A 17616-nucleotide genomic window follows, 5' to 3' on the forward strand; every position below is an offset into this window, starting at 1 on the left:
GAAAAACATGCAATTACAATTTTTAGGAACCGGAGCCGGTCAGCCATCCAAAGCTCGCAATGTGTCCAGCCTTGTCCTCAAGCTGTTAGAGGAGATCAATGAGGTCTGGATGTTTGACTGTGGTGAGGGGACCCAGCACCAGATCTTGGAGACGACAATTAAACCGCGCAAAATCAGCAAGATTTTTATCACGCATCTGCATGGCGACCATATTTTTGGCTTGCCGGGTTTTCTGTCCAGTCGTTCTTTTCAGGCTAATGAAGAGCAGACTGACTTGGAAATTTATGGTCCCAAAGGCATTAAAAACTTTGTCCTGTCTAGCCTGCGCGTGTCTGGCTCTCGTCTGCCTTATCGGATTGATTTTCATGAGTTTGATGAAAACAGTCTGGGCAAGATTCTTGAAACGGACAAGTTCACAGTTTATGCGGATAAGCTGGATCACACAATTTTCTGTGTGGGTTATCGGGTGATGCAGAAAGATTTGGAAGGAACGCTGGATGCAGACAAGCTAAGAGAGGCGGGCGTACCTTTTGGTCCTCTCTTTGGTAAGGTCAAGAACGGTCAGGATATCGTCCTAGAAGATGGGACCAAAATTATTGCAGCAGACTATATCTCAGCTCCTCGTCCAGGCAAGACCATTGCTATTCTGGGTGATACTCGGAAGACTGCTGCCAGCGTCCGTCTGGCAGTGGCAGCAGATGTGTTGGTCCATGAAGCGACCTATGGCAAGGGAGACGAAAAATTGGCCCGCAATCACGGTCATTCTACCAATATGCAAGCCGCAGAAGTAGCCAAGGAAGCAGGTGCCAAGCGCCTTCTCCTCAACCATATCAGTGCTCGCTTTCTAGCCAAGGACATCAGCCAAATGCGTCGCGATGCCAGTGCTGTCTTTGAAAAGGTCCATGTGGTCAAGGACTTGGAAGAGGTTGAGATATGAGAACCATCATCATCACAGGGGCTAGCGGTGGGCTAGCTCAGGAAATGGTTAAGCTCTTGCCCCATGACCGACTGATTTTGGTCGGACGGAGCAAGGCTAAGCTGGAAAAACTATATGGAGAAAGGGAAATTCTTGACTTAGTGGAGCTGGATATCACAGATAGCTCAGCTTTGGAAAGATTTGCTGAGCGGATTGACAGCCAGTACGGTCGTGTTGATGTCCTGGTCAATAACGCTGGCTATGGGATTTTTGAGGAATTTGACAAAATCAGCTCCAGTGATATTGAGGCCATGTTTGAAGTCAATACCTTTGCCCTGATGAATCTGTCCCGGCTCTTTGGAGCTCGCATGAAGCAGGCAGGTCAAGGACACATCGTCAATATCGTTAGTATGGCCGGCCTCATTGCCAGTAGCAAGTCCAGTCTTTACTCAGCGACTAAGTTTGCGGCGATTGGCTTTTCTAATGCCCTGCGTTTGGAACTCCTGCCTTTTGGGGTCTATGTCACGACGGTTAATCCAGGTCCTATCAAAACAGCCTTTTTCGATCAGGCAGATCCTGATGGTTCCTATGTAAAAGCAGTCGACAAGTATATCCTTGAGCCTGATTTTGTAGCGAGCAAAATTGTCAGTTCCTTTGGTAAAAATAAGCGGGAAATGAATCTACCAGGGATTCTCAATCTAGCTCACAAGCTTTATACCCTTTTTCCAAGAATTGCCGACAAGATGGCAGCCAATATGTTTAACTATAAGTGAGGTTTTATGCCAGCTAATCTACAAGCCTACAAAGCTCATCTGCAGGCGCCTTGGGGCAAGCTTCAGTATGATATTGTTTTTGCCTTTCTAGAGTCACTTAAGGGCCAGAAAATTCTTGATTTCGGCAGCGGTTTTGGGATTGTGGCTGATTTTCTAGCGGAAAAGAACCAAGTGACCGCCATCGAGCCAAGCCCAGAAATGATTGCTGAGCGCAAGCAGGACTTTTCCTATGAGCAATTGCAAGGCAGCTTGGGCTTTCTGCAAAATCTGCCGGACCAGTCTTTTGATGTCATCATCTGTCATAATGTCTTAGAGTATGTATCTGACCCTGCTCTTTATTTAGCAGAATTTTCCCGCCTCTTAAAAAAGGACGGCAAAATTTCTCTGGTCAAGCATCACGAGGTTGGGCGCATTATGCATACAGTGGTTTTTGAAAATGACATAGAAAAAGCCCAGCAACTGTTGGCGGGACAGGAATATCAAACCCACAGCATGGGAGCTGCTAAGGTCTATCAGATTCAGGAAGTGATTTCAGGTCTGCCTTTAGAAGTTGAGGATTATCAAGGGATACGGATTTTTTACGGGCTGCAATCCAATGACTACAAAATTGCCCCTGATTGGGCTGAAAAGATGCTTAAGATGGAGTTAGCAGTCTGTAACCAATCTCCTTATCGAGACATCGCTGCCTTTCAGCATGTTTGGCTAGCCAAGTCCTAGGTCAAAGGGAAAAAGTGCTCATTTACATCTTAAACAAACCTCGTAAGGAGAAAGCTTGATGCAAAAGAGAGAAGTCATAGGGCCAGGGCAGCCAGTCAATTATGCCTTGCTCAGCCTTTTTCAATATATTGCTTCTATTTTGGTAATTTTGGTCCATTGCCAGAGGCTTTTTGAACATGAAGCCCTGCATTTTGTTCAAAAGAGTATGTTTGGTCGCATGGCGGTTCCTTTCTTTTTAATTTCTTCAGCCTATTTTTTCCGATTACGCTGGAAGCGAGAACACGGTTCTACGAAACTGACTCTGTATATTAAAGGCATTTTAAAGGTTTATGGCTTTTGGAGCTTGGTCTATCTCCCCTATGCTTTGACTTACTTCCAATCTCTGCACTTGCCTCTCTACCTAGCTCCGCTGGCTATTCTAGCAGCGCTCTTCTACATCGGAATGAGCTACCAGCTCTGGTATATTCCTGCCTTTCTCTTAGGTTTGCTGCTGGTCCATTTCTTGTATAGGAAATTGGGTCCAAAGAAAACATTTGCTCTTTTGTTAATTCTCTACGCCTTAGGTGCTATTGAGACTTATCACGCCTATCTGGCGCCTAATCTGCTGACAGACTGGTACGATGCCTATGCCAAGCTCTTTTTCACTAGCAGGAATGGCCTCTTCTATACGCCCATTTTTATCTATTTAGGCTACTTTCTAGCTGATTACGGGCAGATAGCCTTATTTCAGAAAAAACGCTGGCTTTCTCTTCTGTTGGTAAGTCTTTTCCTAGCAGGTGAAGGAGTGCTGGTTTATATCAGGCAGGGATTAGATAAAAACTTTTTCTTTGCTCTCATTCCCTTTACACTTTTCTTATTTAACTGGCTACTAAACGCAGAGTGGAAGCGCGAAAAAAACTGGCGACATTTAAAAGATCTAAGTATCCTTTATTTCTTCCTCCATCCTATCTTTATTGAGTTATCTTTCTTTCTGCTCAAATCCCAGCAGTTGACCAAGTGGGAAAATGGCCGTTGGGCCTTCCTTCTGACGATTATCCTGACCCATCTGACTTCAGAGTTGGTGATTCGATGGCGAGGAAAGAAAATCATATAGAGCGTTAAGAACAACTATCAATTTTAAATAGAATTAGCTATAAAAACATTTCAAAGGAGTTCCACATGCTTGAACGTCTACAACAGCAGCTGGCTTTTACCAATGAGCTGGAAAAACTGAAAGCCACTCATCGCAACAATCGAACCTTGGACGCTTATCGTTTTGAAAATTCTGCTGAGCATAGTTGGCAGGGGGCGCTCATGGCGCTCGTCTTTCGAGAATATATTCCTGAAGAGGTCAATCTAGAAAAGGTCATGTCTATGTTATTGATTCATGATTTGGGCGAAATATATGCTGGCGATACCTTTATCTTTGACGACGTGGGCAAGAGCGATTCTTACGATAGAGAGCTGGACTCCTTGAAAATCAGTTTAGACAAGCTGCCGTTAGATCAGCAGGATTCCTTTTTAGAGCTTTGGCAGGAGTTTGAGACAGGCATTAGCATAGAGGCTAAATATGCCCGAGTGCTGGATGCTCTGGTTCCCCTGCTCAATCACTTGGAAGTTGCTCAGCCTCATGATAACCCTCATGGCCTGACCAAGTCGCAGGTTATTGCGAAAAAATCCTTTATCAAAGAAACCTCTGAATCTCTTTGGGAATTGGCTCAGGAAGTTATTGATCAAAGTGTTGCTAAGGGGCTTTACCTAGATGAGTGAGCCTGAGAGTTTTGCTCGTAGATAGAAAGTTTGAGACTGGTTGAACCAGTCTTTTCATGTTATAATATTCAGACAAGATTGAACGGAGAAAGTGTTTCACTCATCATGATTAGCTCAAAATATGACTGGCAGTTTGCCACTAATTTTACAGACGAAAATTTTTTAAAAAAGGCTAAGAAAGCTGGATTAGAATCTGCCGCTGCCAGTCTTCTTTACCAAAGAGGTGTGCAGACTGAAGAGGCTTTACAGGAATTTTTGGAGCCTAGTTTAGACCAGCTTCACGATCCTTATGACCTGCATGATATGGATCGGGCAGTGGAGCGCATTCGCGCAGCGATTGAGAATTACGAACAGATTTTGATCTATGGTGATTATGATGCTGATGGGATGACCTCGGCATCTATTGTCAAGGAAGCCTTGGAGCAGTTGGGTGCTGAGTGTCAAGTTTATCTGCCAAATCGCTTTACGGATGGCTATGGCCCTAATAGCAGTGTTTACAAGTATTTTATTGAAAATCAAGGCATCTCGCTCATTATTACAGTAGATAATGGAGTGGCTGGCCTTGAAGCTATCGAGCTTTCCCAGTCTCTGGGTGTGGATGTTATCATTACGGATCATCACTCCATGCCTGATGAGCTGCCAAACGCCTATGCGATTGTCCATCCGGAACATAGCGGAGCGGATTATTCTTTCAAGCATCTAGCCGGTTGTGGGGTGGCTTTTAAGCTGGCAACAGCCTTGCTGGAAGAAGTCCAAGTCGAACTTTTGGACTTAGTTGCTATTGGTACCATTGCCGATATGGTCAGTCTGACGGGGGAAAATCGGATTTTGGTCAAATACGGCCTTTCCGTCCTCAAAAATACCCAGCGAATAGGACTTCAGGAACTCTTCAAAATCGCTGGCATTCAGCCTGACGAACTGGACGAAGAAACGGTTGGTTTCCAGCTTGCCCCCAGACTCAATGCACTGGGGCGGCTGGATGATCCCAATCCAGCAGTTGAGCTTTTAACAGGCTTTGACGATGAAGAAGCTCGTGATATTGCGCTTATGATTAACCAGAAAAATGACGAGCGCAAGGAAATCGTCCAGCAGATTTATGAAGAGGCACAAACCATGCTGGATCCTAAGAGACCAGTGCAGGTGCTGGCCAAGGAAGGCTGGAATCCCGGTGTGCTAGGGATTGTCGCTGGGCGCTTGCTGGAAGAGCTGCACCAGCCAGTCATAGTGCTTAATATCGAGGATGGCATCGCTAAGGGCAGCGCCCGCAGTATTGAAGCGGTCAATATTTTTGAGGCCTTAGACAGCCACCGTAACCTCTTTGTAGCCTTTGGTGGCCATGCTGGAGCAGCTGGGATGACTCTCGAAGCAGACAAGCTGGTGGAACTTACTGATATCTTAACAGCATACATCTTAGACAATGATTTGGATTTGACTGGCAAAACAGCCCTGTATTTAGATGAGGAGCTGCACCTGCCACAACTGACCCTTGATACACTCAAAAGCTTCGAAAAACTGGCTCCTTTTGGTATGGATAATAAGAAGCCGCTTTTTTACCTCAAGGACTTTAAAGTGGACAATGCTCGGACTATGGGGGCTGGCAATAGCCATCTCAAGCTGAAAATTTCTCAGGAAGATGCATCTTTTGAAGTAGTAGCTTTTGGGCAAGGAAGCCTGGCGACAGAGTTTGCCCAAACCAAGAATCTGGAGCTGGCTGTCAGCCTCTCTGTCAATAAATGGAATGGACAGACCAGTCTCCAGCTCATGCTGGTAGATGCCCGTGTGGACGGTGTTCAGCTTTTCAATATTCGTAGCAAAAATGCGACGCTACCTGACAAGGTTCCTGTCTTACGTTTCACAGAGGAATTGCCGGATTTGACAAATAGCAGAGCAGTTGTGGTTTATGACCTGCCTGATGATTTGCAGGTCTTGAAGAAGATTCTTCAGTCTCAGGATTTCGAAGCAATTTACTTTAAGAATGAGATTGCCAAGCCATACTATCTGACAGGTTACGGTTCCCGTGAGCAATTTGCCAAACTCTACAAGACTATCTATCAGTTCCCCGAGTTTGATGTTCGCTATAAGCTCAAGAATCTAGCAGCTTATCTGAAAATAGACCCTATTCTCTTGGTCAAAATGATTCAGATTTTTGAAGAGCTGGGCTTTGTCAGCATCACGGAAGGCGTCATGACGGTCAATAAGGAAGCTGAAAAGAAAGAAATTGACAGCAGTCACATTTACCAAGACCTCAAGCGCCTTGTCAAAGAACAAGAACTCATGGCTCTAGGTACTGTGCAGGAGATTTATGATTATTTGATGGAAGCGGACTGAAAATTGTGCAGCTAATCTCGTTAAAAAGTGAGTGGCTTGGACCTATAGCTCAGCCTTTTAGGGAAAAGGAAATTTCGTTCTTGGAGCTAGTAGAAGAAGTGATTATAAAGAATAACCAACTCAATCCCAGTCTCAATATGGTGGTCTATAAATGACTCAGACATGATTTTTCAGATTAAATAATAGATACCAATAAAAAGTAAGTTTTCTATTACCATTTGAATGAAAAAGTGATATAATAGAGAGTAAAAAATTTTTTTGAAAGAAAGTATATCATGAATTTAAAAGACTACATTGCAACGATCGAAAATTATCCACAAGAAGGGATCACTTTTCGTGACATTAGCCCATTGATGGCAGATGGAAATGCCTATAGCTACGCTATTCGTGAAATTGTACAATATGCAACTGACAAAAAAATCGATATGATTGTAGGCCCAGAAGCACGTGGTTTCATTGTAGGATGCCCTGTGGCTTTTGAATTGGGTATTGGTTTTGCTCCTGTTCGTAAACCTGGAAAATTACCACGCGAAGTTATCTCAGCAGATTACGAAAAAGAGTACGGCCTTGATACCTTAACGATGCATGCTGATTCCATCAAACCAGGTCAACGCGTTCTAATCGTGGATGATCTTCTTGCGACTGGCGGAACAGTGAAGGCGACGATTGAGATGATTGAGCGCCTTGGCGGTATAGTTGCTGGATGCGCCTTCCTTATTGAGCTAGATGAGCTCAAGGGTCGCGAAGCTATCGGTGAATACGACTACAAGGTTCTGATGCACTATTAATACATAGTTTCTAGCTATATCTAGTTAGAGAAAAAGTATAATTGAAAACTATATCTCCTTTCAGTATAATGAAAGTACATTCTATAAACAAAGAATAGGCTGGAAAAGTATTTCCAAGCCTTTCTAACGATTGAAGGAGATATTTTCATGCCAATTAAGATTGATAAGAAACTGCCAGCTGTGGACATTTTAAGTTCTGAGAATATCTTTGTCATGGATGACGACAGGGCGGACCATCAGGATATCCGCCCTCTGAATATTCTGGTACTCAATCTCATGCCCCAGAAAATGGTGACGGAAACTCAGATACTGCGCCACTTGGCTAATACGCCGCTGCAGTTGACTATTGACTTCCTCTACATGAGCTCTCACCAGTCTAAAACGACACGTGCAGAGCATATGGAGACTTTTTATAAGACTTTTGATGAGGTTAAAAATCGCTATTTTGATGGCTTGATTATCACTGGTGCACCGGTAGAGCATCTGCCTTTTGAAGCGGTGGACTATTGGGAAGAGTTCCAGCAAGTGATTGAATGGTCCAAGACCCATGTCTTTTCGACTTTGCATATCTGTTGGGGAGCTCAGGCTGGACTTTACGCTCGCTACGGCGTTGACAAGCACCAGATGACGCGCAAATTATCGGGTGTCTATAGCCAGTCAGCTGACAGCAGCAATCTGCTTTTTCGTGGCTTTGACGATGAGTTTTATGCGCCGCATTCCCGTCATACTGAAGTTCTGAAGGAAGATATTGTCAATCTGACTAATCTGGAAATTCTCTCGTATGGAGAGGATACGGGTCTCTCTGTGCTGGCTAGCCGAGACTTGCGAGAGGTGTATAGCTTCGGTCACATGGAATACGACCGCGATACTCTATCCAAGGAGTATTTCCGCGACTTGAAGGCAGGGAAGAATCCACACATTCCAGAGAATTATTTTAAAAACGATGATGTCCATACGACACCGGCCTTGTGCTGGAGTTCGGCCGCTGCACTCTTTTTCAGCAATTGGGTCAATTATGCTGTCTATCAGGAGACGCCTTTTGACTGGGAAAGTCCTGAAAATGATGTATCGTTTTTTGCTTATCTATAAGAGGTGACATGACTTATTTATCAGCTTTTAAATCGGGCAATCTAGTAATCCCGAGTGCTCTTCTTTTACATTTTAAGGACATCTTTGATTCCAGCGATGATTTTTTGGTCTGGCAGTTTTTCTATCTGCAAAATACGACTTCTTTGGAAGAGCTGGCGCCTAGTCAGATTGCGGAGCACATTGGCAAGACCCTGTCAGAAGTTAATCGCTCTATGTCCCATCTGACAGAGAAAGGTCTCTTGCAGTATAAAACCATTGAACTGAATGGAGAGACAGAGGTTATCTTTGATGCTTCACCGGCTTTGGAAAAGCTGGATGAACTGTTGGCAGCCAAAAGTGGTTCGCAGACTGTGGCAAAGGCACCTCAGAATGTATTAAAAGACTTGGTGGAGACCTTCCAGCAGGAGTTGGGCCGTCTCTTGACCCCCTTTGAAATTGAGGATTTGACTAAGACTGTCCAAGACGATAAAACCAATCCTGACTTGGTCAAGGCTGCCCTTCGTGAGGCTGTGTTTAATGGCAAAGCCAACTGGAAGTATATTCAGGCTATCTTGCGCAATTGGCGCAAGGAAGGCATCACTACGCTTGCTCAGGTAGAAGCCAAGCGGGAAGAACGTGAAGCCGCTAATCCTCAAAATGTGACAGTTTCAGATGATTTCCTCAATGCCATGAATTTGTGGAAGGACTGACGTTATTATATTTATAGTGGCCTGTTAGATATGACAGGCTCTTGGTTTTATAAAAAAGGAGAAAAGTATGACCTATCAATTGCCAAAAGTCTGGTCCGCTGCGGACAGCGACCAAGGAAAATTTTCAGGTATCAATCAGCCTACTGCAGGCGCGCGCTTTGAGCAGAAGTTTCCTGTCGGTAAAGAGCCTTTTCAGCTTTATTCGCTTGGAACTCCAAATGGCGTTAAGGTGACCATTATGCTGGAGGAACTACTGGCAGCGGGTGTGACGGAGGCTGCCTATGACCTCTATAAGATCAGCATTATGGATGGCGACCAGTTTGGCTCAGATTTTGTGAAAATCAATCCTAACTCCAAGATTCCAGCCTTGTTGGATCAATCAGTCGACAAGCCGATTCCTGTCTTTGAGTCAGCCAATATCCTGCTCTATCTGGCAGAGAAGTTTGGCAAGCTGATTCCGTCAGATTTGGCCGGTCGGACTGAGGTGTTCAACTGGCTCTTCTGGCAGACGGGAGCGGCGCCCTTCTTGGGGGGTGGATTTGGTCATTTCTTTAACTACGCTCCAGAAAAGCTAGAATATCCCATCAACCGCTTCACGATGGAAGCCAAGCGACAGCTGGATTTGTTGGACAAAGAATTAGCCAAGAAAGCTTATATCGCTGGAGATGACTACAGTATTGCTGATATTGCTATCTGGTCTTGGTATGGGCAGTTGGTGCAGGATAGGCTCTATCCAGGCGCAGCTGAGTTCTTGGATGCCACCTCCTACAAATACTTATCTGCTTGGGCGGAGAAGATTGTAGCTCGTCCGGCAGTCCAGCGTGGTTTAGCTGCCGAGTATCAGGAAATCAAATAAAAAAGTGATGGGTAGACCCCCCATCATCAAGTGGCGAGACAAAATCAGTTTATCAACAGGCTGATTTTTCTTTCGTTGCTTTTTTTATACCCTTAAAAATGATATACTGAATAGAAGAATGTTTAGAAAAGAGTAAGCAATGCAAAAAAAGACTATTTCCCAACGCTTGGAGCGAGTAGCTGCTTTTGTGCCGGATGGGGCAAAGTTGCTGGATGTTGGGAGCGATCACGCCTATCTGCCTATTTATCTGATTCAGCAGGGACGGATTGAGAAGGCTCTGGCCGGAGAAGTGGTAGAGGGGCCTTTTCAGTCTGCCCAGAAAAATGTTGCAGAACATAGGCTGACGGAGCAGATTGAGGTTCGTTTAGCCAATGGTCTGGCGGCTTTTGAAGCGGAAGATCAGATTGATACCATTGTTATCGCTGGCATGGGCGGTCGCTTGATTTCAGAGATTTTGGAAAATGGCAGAGCTAAGCTTGCGTCTATTTCCCGCTTGATTTTGCAGCCCAATAACCGAGAGGATGAGCTTCGCAGCTGGCTGGTATCTAACGGCTTTCACTTGCTAGCTGAGGATATCTTAGAAGAGGCTGGTAAGTTTTACGAAATCCTGGTAGCAGAAGCTGGCCAGCAAACTTTGACAGAGCAAGAAAAGCGTTTCGGGTCTTTTCTGATGAAGCAACAGTCACCTGCTTTTCAGCTAAGATGGCAGAAAGAACTGAAGAAACTTGAAGGAGCTCTAGCCCATATCCCAGAAAAAAATGAGCTAGAACGCTCTGCTATGTCCCAAAAAATTGAAAATATCAAGGAGGTACTCCATGCTAGCAAGTGAAATCATCGCCCGTTATGAAGCCTATTGCCCGCAAGAACTGTCCATGGAGGGCGACATTTCAGGCCTGCAAATCGGAACTTTGGATAAGGAAGTGGACAAGGTTCTAGTGGCACTGGATATTCGTGAGCAGACAGTGGCGGAGGCTATTGAGGCAGGTGCTGGACTGATTATCGTTAAGCATGCGCCTATCTTTCGCCCTCTTAAGGACCTAGTGGCGGATAAGGCGCAAAATCAGATGATTTTAGACCTCATCAAGCATGATATTGCTGTCTATGTCAGTCATACCAATATTGATGTTGTGGAGGATGGGCTCAATGATTGGTTCTGTCAGCTTTTAGAGATTGAGGAGACAAGTTTTCTCAGTCAGACGGGGCCAGAACACGGGATTGGCCGCGTGGGGAATATTGCTCCTCAGACTTTTGGGGACTTTGCGGTTAAGGTCAAGGCAACTTTTGGACTAGATAGTTTGCGTCTGGTCACTTATGAAGAAGCGGCTCTCGAACGCGTGATTGAGCGTGTGGCTATTTGTGGCGGCAGCGGTCAGTCATTTTATCCGGAGGCTATTGCCAAGGGAGCGCAAGTCTACATAACAGGTGATATTTACTATCATACAGCTCAGGAAATGCTGACAGAAGGACTTTTGGCGCTGGATCCTGGACATCATATCGAGGTTCTATTTACGAAAAAATTAAAAGAAAAGCTTGATACTTGGAAGGCAGAAGAGGGCTGGGAGATTGAGATTCTGGCTAGTCAGGCTTCGACCAATCCTTTCCGACATATTTGAGAGGAAGCGATATGAAAAGAGTAGCAGTGATTGGAGCTGGGATTGTCGGCTCAACAGTGGCTTACTATCTTTCAAAATCCCCAGATGTGGAAGTGACTGTCTTTGATGACGGCAAGGGGCAGGCAACCAAGGCAGCCGCTGGCATTATCAGTCCTTGGTTTTCCAAGCGTCGCAACAAGGCTTGGTACAGGATGGCGCGTCGGGGCGCTGATTTTTATCAGGTCTTGATTGCGGATCTGAAAGCGGCTGGGATCCAGACAGACTTTTACCAACAGACAGGTGTTTATCTGCTGAAAAGGGACGAGAGCAAGCTGCAGGAACTTTATGATTTGGCTGCTAATCGTCGGGAAGAGTCGCCCTTAATAGGGGACTTGAGTCTTCTCAGCCTTCAGGAAGCCCATGAGAAATTTCCAGACTTGCAAGGCTTTGAGCGGCTTCTTTATGCTTCCGGTGGTGCCCGTGTGGAGGGAGCACTTTTGACGGAGACGCTTGTGAAAGCAAGCAAGGCAGAGTTGGTTGAGAAAAAGGCAAGCTTGACAGTAGATGGAGAGCAACTTTTTGTGGACGGACGCAGCTTTGACTGTGTCATCTTAGCTGTGGGTGCTTGGCTAGGAGAAATCTTGCAGCCACTGGGCTATAAGACAGATGTTCGGCCGCAAAAGGGACAGCTACGTGATTTTAAACTGGCTGACCAAACGGATGACTACCCAGTTGTTATGCCTGAGGGCGAGCTGGATATCATTCCCTTTCTGGCGGGCAAAGTTAGTGTCGGGGCCAGTCATGAAAATGATCAGGGCTTTGATTTGACGGTAGATAAGATGGTACTGAATCAGTTGCAGCAAGAAGCGGAAACTTACTTGCCGAGGTTGGCTACTACAGAGATTTTAGGTGAGCGCGTGGGAACACGGGCTTATACCAGCGACTTTGCACCTTTCTTTGGAGCTGTTCCAGACTTACCGCATGTCTACGCTGCCAGCGGATTAGGCTCTTCTGGTCTGACAACTGGCCCGCTTATCGGACGCCAATTGGCCCAGATGGCTTTAGGAGAAGCAGGGTTTCTGAATCCAGCTGACTATCCTATTGAGCGGTATGTGAAGAAGAAGGCGCTTAAGGAAGATAAATGTTTTTAATATTTTTCATTTTACTAGTATTATCAATATCACTTATTCTATTTACTAGACGCAAAAGTCGTTCTCAACATCCTCTTGTTTTTCATAATAATGGTGAAAATCAGGCACTAGTAAAGAATACCAAACATAAAATAGGTTTCGGTGTCTTAGGTTGTTTTCTATCTAGTGTGGTAATCATTGTTTTATTAGCTCTTGTCTCTATGTTTCTGAGTTTCACAGACATGTGGGGAGTTTTTTCGCAAGTTCCGAAAGATAAAATGGAGCTGGCTGTCCAAGGCTCTTATAAAAAAGAATCTGGAAGAAGGCCAGTCTTTGCAAGGCTTGTATCCAATCCCTATTTCTGATATGTTGGAAAAAAGAGGCTCTTGCCATCGAAGTGAAGGTAACTTTGAACGTGGAGCAGGAAGATGGAACTATCATTAGTATTGGTCAAGACCAGAAGAATGATGATAAAATCAAACAGATTTTACAAGAACAGCTAGATTTAACTAAGCTACCAAATGCTCGCTATCTTATGGCTATTAGTGTCGGAAAAAATAGTAAACATTCTGGATTTGGTGAATATGAAGTCATTGTTCAAAATCATCAGATAGTTAGATTTTCTATCCAAAATACATAATATTAAGTTAGAGTAAGTTTTTTAGGTATTGCTTTAAATTACAGCTTGTGGTTGTGCAAGTGTCATGATTGAGGTTTTCTTAAAGTTACTAGTTCTATGTGGAGAAGGTTTGATATGACAGAAACTATTTTGAATTGGGTCAATGTTTGTGTGAAAAAAGATGATGAAATTTTACTGCTTAATCGCCAGCATGATAACTTTAAAGGGTGGATACAACCAGGCGGGAAGGTGGAATTTCCAGAATCTTTTTTTGAAGCTGCAAGGCGCGAGTTAAAAGAAGAAACGGGACTGACTGCTCTAAACTTGGAATTGAAGGGGATTTCAGGCTTCACTAATCCAAGTAAAGAAGAACGGTATGTATATTACGATTTTCTTTGTACTGCATTTGAAGGACAGGTCAGGGGAAACGATCATGAAGGGGAGCCCAAATGGTGGAAGATTTCGGAACTTGACCAAATAGATATGCAGGATGACATACGTGAACGTTTGCCTCTCTACTGGCGGAAAGGCTCTTTCGAGCGGATTCATTACTGGAATGAGGAAAAACGCTGTATCGGGGAAACCAAGACGATTTTGTATGATTGATTTCAGAGGATAAGGAGAAGTTATGGACTGGTTACGATCGCAGCCTGTGGTTATGCAGGCACTCTTGGCGGGGCTTTTTACATAGGGATGTACTATTGTGGGCTCAGCTGTTGTATTTTTCTTTAAACAGGTCAGTCGCAAGCTGCTGGATATTATGATGGGCTTTGCGGCAGGCGTCATGATTGCGGCTTCCTTTTGGTCGCTTCTGGCACCGTCAATTGAGTATGCGGAGGTTTCTTATGGCAAGCTATCCTGGTTGCCTGCGGCGATTGGCTTTTTAGTGGGAGGTTTTTTCCTGCGGCTGATTGATGCGGTGGTGCCTCACTTGCACTTGAGCAAGGATATTTCGGAGGCTGAGAGTGTTCCTGAGCATAGCCGAAAGAAGCTGTCTAAGACAGTTCTACTCTTCTTAGCCATTACCATTCACAATTTTCCAGAAGGTTTGGCAGTCGGAGTAGCCTTTGGTGCTTTGGTCGCCAATCCTAGTCCAGAAGCCTTTGTCGGCGCGATTGGTCTAGCATTGGGAATTGGCCTGCAAAACATTCCGGAGGGTGCTGCTCTGTCCATTCCGATTCGGACGGACGGCAAGTCTCGGCTTAAAGCTTTTTACTGGGGTTCTATGTCTGCTATTGTGGAGCCAATTGGGGCTGTTCTGGGAGCTGTTGCAGTTCTGGCTATGACGGCGATTCTGCCTTATGCTCTATCCTTTGCGGCAGGGGCCATGATTTTTGTGGTGGTAGAGGAATTAATACCGGATTCGCAGACCAATGGCAATACCGATGTGGCTACTTTAGGTCTCATGGTGGGCTTCGTTCTCATGATGGTCTTGGATGTGGCTTTGGGGTGATGCCAACTTAGAATCAAATAGCGGAAGAAAGCGGAATTTCCGCTCTTTTTCTTTTATTTAAGGGTAGTGAAAAGGATGACATCCGCTTTCAAAAATGGTAGAATAAGGAGAATACATTAAGAGAGGAAACTCATATGAAAGGTATTATTCTTGCAGGTGGTTCTGGTACTCGTTTGTATCCATTGACCCGCGCTGCGTCAAAACAGCTCATGCCGGTTTATGACAAACCCATGATTTATTATCCATTGTCAACTCTTATGCTGGCTGGTATCAAGGACATCTTGATTATCTCCACTCCGACGGATCTGCCTCGTTTTGAGGATCTACTGGGAGATGGCTCTGAGTTTGGTATTAAGCTCTCTTATGCAGAGCAACCTAGTCCAGATGGATTGGCGCAAGCCTTTATCATTGGGGCTGATTTCATTGGAGATGACTGCGTGGCGCTGATTCTTGGGGATAATATCTACCATGGACCAGGTCTGAGTAAAATGCTCCAAAATGCTGCTGCTAAAGAAAAAGGAGCAACTGTTTTTGGATACCATGTCAAGGATCCAGAACGCTTTGGTGTAGTAGAATTTGATGAGAATATGAATGCTATCTCCATCGAAGAAAAACCGGAACAGCCGCGCTCTAACTATGCAGTGACAGGACTCTATTTCTATGATAACGATGTTGTAGAAATTGCCAAGAACATCAAACCAAGTCCTCGCGGAGAATTGGAAATTACAGATGTTAACAAGGCTTACTTGGATCGTGGCGATTTGTCTGTTGAGCTTATGGGACGTGGTTTTGCTTGGTTGGATACAGGTACCCATGAAAGTCTCTTAGAGGCCGCTCAATATATCGAAACAGTTCAGCGTATGCAGAACGTTCAGGTGGCAAATCTGGAAGAAATTGCCTATCGTATGGGCTATATTACTAAAGAGCAAGTGCATGAATTGGCGCAGCCATTGAAAAAGAATGAATATGGCCACTATCTCTTGCGCTTGATTGGAGAAGAATAAGAAGATGACGGAACAATTTTTTGATAAGGAATTAGCAGCGCGTGAGGTTCCTGGAATCCCTGGAATGCTGGAATTTGATATCCCTGTACGCGGGGACAACCGAGGCTGGTTTAAGGAGAATTTCCAAAAGGAAAAAATGCTGCCGTTAGGCTTTCCTGAAAGCTTCTTTGCAGAAGGAAAACTGCAAAATAATGTCAGCTTTTCTCGTAAAAATGTCCTGCGTGGTCTTCATGCAGAGCCCTGGGACAAGTACATCTCTGTTGCAGATGACGGTAAGGTACTGGGGTCTTGGGTTGACTTGCGCGAGGGTGACACCTTTGGCAATACCTATCAGACAGTAATTGATGCCAGCAAGGGAATTTTTGTACCTCGGGGTGTAGCCAACGGCTTCCAAGTGCTTTCTGATACCGTTTCCTATAGCTATCTGGTAAATGACTACTGGGCTTTAGAACTCAAACCTAAGTATGCCTTTGTCAACTATGCAGACCCGGCTTTAGGCATCCAGTGGGAAAACCTAGAAGCAGCAGAAGTCTCAGAAGCAGACAAGAACCATCCGCTACTTAAGGATGTCAAACCTTTAAGAAAAGAAGATTTGTAAAAAGAATTCTTTTCTGACGCATTAATTTATATTGAAATATATGATTTAGCTCAGCTCCTATCCGAGCGGAGCGAGTTAAAGAAATGATTGCCGCTGTGGTGTAAGTCATGTAACAAACTAAAAAATTTGTTACATGACAGGGGATTTTTGAGACATGAGGCTCAAAAATAAGCGATGAAACCGAAGGTTTGCTTGCGTCTCCACCACTTAAAGCAATTATAAAAAAGTTAAGGAATAAAAATGACAGAATACAAAAAAATTATCGTGACAGGTGGAGCTGGTTTTATCGGTTCTAACTTTGTCCATTATGTTTACAATAACTTTCCAGATGTTCATGTGACAGTGCTGGACAAGCTGACTTACGCGGGTAATCGGGCTAACATTGAAGAAATTTTAGGCGACCGCGTTGAGTTGGTTGTTGGAGATATTGCTGATGCAGCCTTGGTAGATAAGCTGGCTTCTGAAGCAGATGCTATCGTTCACTATGCAGCAGAAAGCCACAATGACAACTCACTCAATGACCCGAGTCCATTTATCCACACCAATTTCATCGGAACTTACACACTTTTGGAAGCAGCTCGTAAGTACGACATTCGTTTCCACCATGTGTCAACTGATGAAGTCTATGGAGATCTCCCTCTGCGTGAAGATTTGCCAGGTCATGGCGAAGGACCAGGTGAGAAATTTACGGCTGAAACCAAGTACAATCCAAGCTCGCCTTACTCATCAACCAAGGCAGCTTCAGATTTGATTGTCAAAGCTTGGGTGCGCTCATTTGGCGTGAAAGCGACTATTTCTAACTGCTCAAACAACTATGGTCCTTACCAGCACATTGAGAAGTTCATTCCGCGCCAGATCACCAATATCTTGAGCGGTATCAAGCCAAAACTCTACGGTGAAGGTAAAAACGTTCGTGACTGGATTCATACTAATGACCATTCATCAGGTGTTTGGACAATTCTGACCAAGGGACAAATCGGTGAAACTTACTTGATTGGTGCTGACGGTGAGAAGAACAACAAGGAAGTTCTGGAGCTGATTCTCAAGGAAATGGGACAGCCAGCTGATGCTTATGATCATGTGACAGATCGTGCCGGCCACGACCTCCGCTATGCTATTGATGCCAGCAAGCTTCGCGATGAGCTAGGATGGAAACCAGAGTTTACTAACTTTGAAGCAGGTCTCAAAGAGACAATCAAGTGGTACACGGATAACCAAGACTGGTGGAAATCTGAAAAAGAAGCAGTTGAAGCCAACTATGCTAAGACCCAAGAAGTGATTAAATAAGAATTGGCTATCTATGATGAGCCTTGTA

The 17616-nt window shown here is 44.6% G+C and carries 20 protein-coding genes; all 20 read left to right on the plus strand.

The features are described from left to right. Positions 1-7 precede the first annotated feature (7 nt). Positions 8-937, plus strand: a complete 930-nt coding sequence (gene rnz / locus O3621_RS01625; RefSeq protein ID WP_125434335.1) for a ribonuclease Z — start codon at positions 8-10, stop codon at positions 935-937. After that, positions 934-1689 (plus strand): SDR family oxidoreductase, encoded by a 756-nt coding sequence (locus O3621_RS01630; protein ID WP_125434334.1) that lies wholly within the window; start codon positions 934-936, stop codon positions 1687-1689. The genes rnz and O3621_RS01630 overlap by 4 nt, the downstream gene beginning before the upstream one ends. Positions 1690-1695: 6 nt before the next feature. After that, positions 1696-2406 (plus strand): class I SAM-dependent methyltransferase, encoded by a 711-nt coding sequence (locus tag O3621_RS01635; protein WP_125434333.1) that lies wholly within the window; start codon positions 1696-1698, stop codon positions 2404-2406. 58 nt (positions 2407-2464) lie between these two features. Then, on the plus strand, positions 2465-3499 hold the full coding sequence (locus O3621_RS01640) for an acyltransferase family protein (protein ID WP_125434332.1): 1035 nt from the start codon (positions 2465-2467) through the stop codon (positions 3497-3499). Positions 3500-3564: 65 nt separating this feature from the next. Continuing rightward, positions 3565-4155, plus strand: a complete 591-nt coding sequence (locus O3621_RS01645) for an HD domain-containing protein (protein ID WP_314449801.1) — start codon at positions 3565-3567, stop codon at positions 4153-4155. A gap of 105 nt (positions 4156-4260) precedes the next feature. After that, complete coding sequence (gene recJ / locus O3621_RS01650; protein WP_314450141.1) at positions 4261-6483, plus strand: single-stranded-DNA-specific exonuclease RecJ; 2223 nt, start codon at positions 4261-4263, stop codon at positions 6481-6483. 275 nt (positions 6484-6758) lie between these two features. Next, a complete protein-coding gene (locus tag O3621_RS01655; RefSeq protein ID WP_371513428.1) occupies positions 6759-7271 on the plus strand; it encodes an adenine phosphoribosyltransferase in 513 nt (170 codons plus the stop codon). A 147-nt stretch (positions 7272-7418) separates the two neighbouring features. Further along, on the plus strand, positions 7419-8360 hold the full coding sequence (gene metA, locus O3621_RS01660) for a homoserine O-succinyltransferase (RefSeq protein ID WP_002924282.1): 942 nt from the start codon (positions 7419-7421) through the stop codon (positions 8358-8360). 8 nt (positions 8361-8368) lie between these two features. Continuing rightward, the gene (locus O3621_RS01665) at positions 8369-9049 is read left to right on the plus strand and encodes a DnaD domain protein (protein ID WP_371513430.1); all 681 of its coding nucleotides are present in this window, start codon (positions 8369-8371) and stop codon (positions 9047-9049) included. Between the two features lie 67 nt (positions 9050-9116). Then, complete coding sequence (gene yghU / locus O3621_RS01670; RefSeq protein ID WP_371513432.1) at positions 9117-9905, plus strand: glutathione-dependent disulfide-bond oxidoreductase; 789 nt, start codon at positions 9117-9119, stop codon at positions 9903-9905. A gap of 139 nt (positions 9906-10044) precedes the next feature. Beyond that, positions 10045-10734 (plus strand): tRNA (adenine(22)-N(1))-methyltransferase TrmK, encoded by a 690-nt coding sequence (locus O3621_RS01675; protein WP_371513434.1) that lies wholly within the window; start codon positions 10045-10047, stop codon positions 10732-10734. Then, a complete protein-coding gene (locus tag O3621_RS01680; protein ID WP_371513436.1) occupies positions 10721-11518 on the plus strand; it encodes a Nif3-like dinuclear metal center hexameric protein in 798 nt (265 codons plus the stop codon). Before O3621_RS01675 ends, O3621_RS01680 begins: the two co-directional genes overlap by 14 nt. 11 nt (positions 11519-11529) lie before the next feature. Beyond that, complete coding sequence (locus O3621_RS01685; RefSeq protein WP_371513438.1) at positions 11530-12648, plus strand: NAD(P)/FAD-dependent oxidoreductase; 1119 nt, start codon at positions 11530-11532, stop codon at positions 12646-12648. Next, positions 12639-12992: a hypothetical protein gene (locus O3621_RS01690; protein WP_260469491.1), complete on the plus strand. Its 354-nt coding sequence runs from the start codon at positions 12639-12641 to the stop codon at positions 12990-12992. Before O3621_RS01685 ends, O3621_RS01690 begins: the two co-directional genes overlap by 10 nt. Before the next feature lie 50 nt (positions 12993-13042). After that, positions 13043-13267 carry a hypothetical protein gene (locus tag O3621_RS01695; RefSeq protein ID WP_260469490.1) on the plus strand — a complete coding sequence of 75 codons (225 nt, stop codon included), beginning with the start codon at positions 13043-13045 and terminating at the stop codon, positions 13265-13267. Positions 13268-13381: 114 nt separating this feature from the next. Next, a complete protein-coding gene (locus tag O3621_RS01700) occupies positions 13382-13852 on the plus strand; it encodes an 8-oxo-dGTP diphosphatase (RefSeq protein ID WP_125434323.1) in 471 nt (156 codons plus the stop codon). Positions 13853-13946: 94 nt separating this feature from the next. Then, a complete protein-coding gene (gene tmpA / locus O3621_RS01705; RefSeq protein ID WP_371513541.1) occupies positions 13947-14699 on the plus strand; it encodes a ZIP family manganese transporter TmpA in 753 nt (250 codons plus the stop codon). A 134-nt stretch (positions 14700-14833) separates the two neighbouring features. Then, positions 14834-15703 carry a glucose-1-phosphate thymidylyltransferase RfbA gene (gene rfbA, locus O3621_RS01710; RefSeq protein ID WP_234550542.1) on the plus strand — a complete coding sequence of 290 codons (870 nt, stop codon included), beginning with the start codon at positions 14834-14836 and terminating at the stop codon, positions 15701-15703. Between the two features lie 4 nt (positions 15704-15707). Next, positions 15708-16301, plus strand: a complete 594-nt coding sequence (locus O3621_RS01715) for a dTDP-4-dehydrorhamnose 3,5-epimerase family protein (protein ID WP_032915877.1) — start codon at positions 15708-15710, stop codon at positions 16299-16301. Between the two features lie 240 nt (positions 16302-16541). Continuing rightward, a complete protein-coding gene (gene rfbB / locus O3621_RS01720) occupies positions 16542-17588 on the plus strand; it encodes a dTDP-glucose 4,6-dehydratase (protein WP_002906330.1) in 1047 nt (348 codons plus the stop codon). Positions 17589-17616 lie beyond the last annotated feature (28 nt).

Source organism: Streptococcus sp. 20925_1_22 (assembly GCF_041431685.1).
GTDB lineage: Bacteria > Bacillota > Bacilli > Lactobacillales > Streptococcaceae > Streptococcus.

Excerpts from the sequence above, each read along its gene's own strand:
- O3621_RS01690 (WP_260469491.1), top strand. The coding sequence starts at position 12,639 with ATGTTTTTAATATTTTTCATTTTACTAGTATTATCAATATCACTTATT.
- O3621_RS01675 (WP_371513434.1), top strand. The coding sequence starts at position 10,045 with ATGCAAAAAAAGACTATTTCCCAACGCTTGGAGCGAGTAGCTGCTTTT.
- O3621_RS01680 (WP_371513436.1), top strand. The coding sequence starts at position 10,721 with ATGCTAGCAAGTGAAATCATCGCCCGTTATGAAGCCTATTGCCCGCAA.
- rfbB (WP_002906330.1), top strand. The coding sequence starts at position 16,542 with ATGACAGAATACAAAAAAATTATCGTGACAGGTGGAGCTGGTTTTATC.
- O3621_RS01700 (WP_125434323.1), top strand. The coding sequence starts at position 13,382 with ATGACAGAAACTATTTTGAATTGGGTCAATGTTTGTGTGAAAAAAGAT.
- O3621_RS01630 (WP_125434334.1), top strand. The coding sequence starts at position 934 with ATGAGAACCATCATCATCACAGGGGCTAGCGGTGGGCTAGCTCAGGAA.
- yghU (WP_371513432.1), top strand. The coding sequence starts at position 9,117 with ATGACCTATCAATTGCCAAAAGTCTGGTCCGCTGCGGACAGCGACCAA.
- O3621_RS01655 (WP_371513428.1), top strand. The coding sequence starts at position 6,759 with ATGAATTTAAAAGACTACATTGCAACGATCGAAAATTATCCACAAGAA.
- rnz (WP_125434335.1), top strand. The coding sequence starts at position 8 with ATGCAATTACAATTTTTAGGAACCGGAGCCGGTCAGCCATCCAAAGCT.
- O3621_RS01640 (WP_125434332.1), top strand. The coding sequence starts at position 2,465 with ATGCAAAAGAGAGAAGTCATAGGGCCAGGGCAGCCAGTCAATTATGCC.
- O3621_RS01635 (WP_125434333.1), top strand. The coding sequence starts at position 1,696 with ATGCCAGCTAATCTACAAGCCTACAAAGCTCATCTGCAGGCGCCTTGG.
- O3621_RS01685 (WP_371513438.1), top strand. The coding sequence starts at position 11,530 with ATGAAAAGAGTAGCAGTGATTGGAGCTGGGATTGTCGGCTCAACAGTG.
- recJ (WP_314450141.1), top strand. The coding sequence starts at position 4,261 with ATGATTAGCTCAAAATATGACTGGCAGTTTGCCACTAATTTTACAGAC.
- metA (WP_002924282.1), top strand. The coding sequence starts at position 7,419 with ATGCCAATTAAGATTGATAAGAAACTGCCAGCTGTGGACATTTTAAGT.
- O3621_RS01715 (WP_032915877.1), top strand. The coding sequence starts at position 15,708 with ATGACGGAACAATTTTTTGATAAGGAATTAGCAGCGCGTGAGGTTCCT.
- rfbA (WP_234550542.1), top strand. The coding sequence starts at position 14,834 with ATGAAAGGTATTATTCTTGCAGGTGGTTCTGGTACTCGTTTGTATCCA.
- O3621_RS01665 (WP_371513430.1), top strand. The coding sequence starts at position 8,369 with ATGACTTATTTATCAGCTTTTAAATCGGGCAATCTAGTAATCCCGAGT.
- O3621_RS01645 (WP_314449801.1), top strand. The coding sequence starts at position 3,565 with ATGCTTGAACGTCTACAACAGCAGCTGGCTTTTACCAATGAGCTGGAA.